This is a genomic window from Bartonella sp. AP57NXGY (assembly GCF_042195805.1).
Lineage (GTDB): Bacteria > Pseudomonadota > Alphaproteobacteria > Rhizobiales > Rhizobiaceae > Bartonella.
In genome coordinates, this window is sequence record NZ_JBHIOZ010000245.1 from 1 (window position 1) to 1,718 (window position 1,718).

Below are 1,718 nucleotides of genomic sequence, written 5' to 3' on the forward strand. Positions count from 1 at the left end.
TAAGGTATTTATTGTCGTTTGTTTCTGATGAGCTTTTATAAGTCATTTCTGTTGAATAAATCAATATGTGTTATTTTGTGTTGGTAAAATACAACAAATTGTATGATAACGTTACTGTACTTTGGCACTCTGTATCTAAAGATGGCGATAGATAGTTCAAAGTGCTTGAAAATAAAAGATATCCTTTGAGAAGCACTTTTCATAAAGTTATGGAATGAATAGATCAAAGTTTATGGTAATTTTGTATATTCTATGATAACTTTGTATAAGATCTCAATTTCATGATCAAGTTTCTCAAGTTCTTTCTTGTTTTTAACTATACGCTCTTGATATGTCTCTATGTGTTTCATAAGGTTTGAGAGATGTGTATGCTTATGAGAGTGTTTTGCTTCATTCACATATCGCATTGCATCTATTTCTAATTCTATAAGGGTGCACAGAGTATTAAATACATGATGTCGTTTTTTGATTATATTCTGCCATTTTTTTATTATATTGACATGTTTTTCATAGAGCGGTTGCGATAACTGCTGCTTGTTTTCCAAAAAAAATGTTTTTTCTATCCAGAGAATTTGGTAGAATTTTTCTTCCCACCAGCGACTTCCATTAACAAGGAAAATGCGGAAGAATCTCTCTCTTTCTGTAATTTCTTTTGAAGAGAACACTTCATTCGAATGAGTATATCCCTTTGAAGAATAAAAAAGATGCGTTGTTAAAAGAGCGATAATTAAGACGCTTCTCAATAAAGACTGTTTAATTAACATTGTTTTTTATACCCTCTTTGTGCCTGATTATAGTCATTGTGAGGGGGGCTTAATGGTTCTTTAGAAGTATTTTGAAAGGCATTTTATGATCCGTTTAAAGATTTTTTAAATACTGCTTCCATTTTTCAAAAGTGCTATATCTTACGGGCGGTTTTACATTTTCTTTGGGCATCATGGCAAGGTATACCTCTCTAGCCATAACGCACATTGTTGCTGTGTTTCTAAAACGAGTGAGTTCATTGCCTATTATGAGCAGCTCTGTCTGAAGAGTTTGTTCTTTTCGACTAATGCCATTAGGGGAATCCAAAAATTTTTCTGCGTACGCAAACATTGGATCATCAAAGTTTGTTTCAAACTTTGCTTTGAGGAAAATATTTTCTATATAATCCCAATTTTTCCTGTATTTCATCCCGTTAGCTTTAAAATCCTTCAGTCTTGTTGGTAAGTCGTTAAAGGTAAGTGTGGGCATCGTTTTATCACCTTGCCATAAATCAAAAAAACGTCCACAAAAAACAAGCAATATGTGATAATGTTTAAAAATATTGAATTCTGGAGGATTACTGGGCAATGTTATTAAATGCCTCCAAAATTGACTTTTGTCATGGGGTATGTCTACAGTCCATTCCATATACGCTTTTAAATATTCTACCTCTTTTTTTGCTTTTTCTAATTTCTGAGAATATGCTAAAGGAGTGTAATTTTCATGGACATATTTTTGGTAAAGCCTATCGTATTCAGCGAGATCGCTTACTTGAGTACAACCCAATAATATGAATACAGAAAAAAACGTTATAAATATTATGACGTACGTTCTGAATAGTAATTTCATCATTGTAACTTTTAATGATTATCATGAATATTTAATTGATTTCTGTTAAATAAATCAATATGTGTTATTTTTGTGTTGAAAATATACGTAAAAACGTATTTAATAAAAATGGTTATAATGATCAT

The 1,718-nt window shown here is 31.3% G+C and carries 2 protein-coding genes; both read right to left on the reverse strand.

The features are described 5' to 3' along the window. Positions 1–230: 230 nt before the first annotated feature. Positions 231–764, reverse strand: a complete 534-nt coding sequence (locus tag ACFIL8_RS09905; RefSeq protein ID WP_375668411.1) for a hypothetical protein — start codon at positions 762–764, stop codon at positions 231–233. A 94-nt stretch (positions 765–858) separates the two neighbouring features. Continuing rightward, the gene (locus ACFIL8_RS09910; RefSeq protein WP_375611651.1) at positions 859–1,596 is read right to left on the reverse strand and encodes a hypothetical protein; all 738 of its coding nucleotides are present in this window, start codon (positions 1,594–1,596) and stop codon (positions 859–861) included. Positions 1,597–1,718: the final 122 nt, after the last annotated feature.

Coding starts and splice junctions, on each gene's coding strand:
- ACFIL8_RS09905 (WP_375668411.1), bottom strand. CDS start 764: ATGTTAATTAAACAGTCTTTATTGAGAAGCGTCTTAATTATCGCTCTT.
- ACFIL8_RS09910 (WP_375611651.1), bottom strand. CDS start 1,596: ATGATGAAATTACTATTCAGAACGTACGTCATAATATTTATAACGTTT.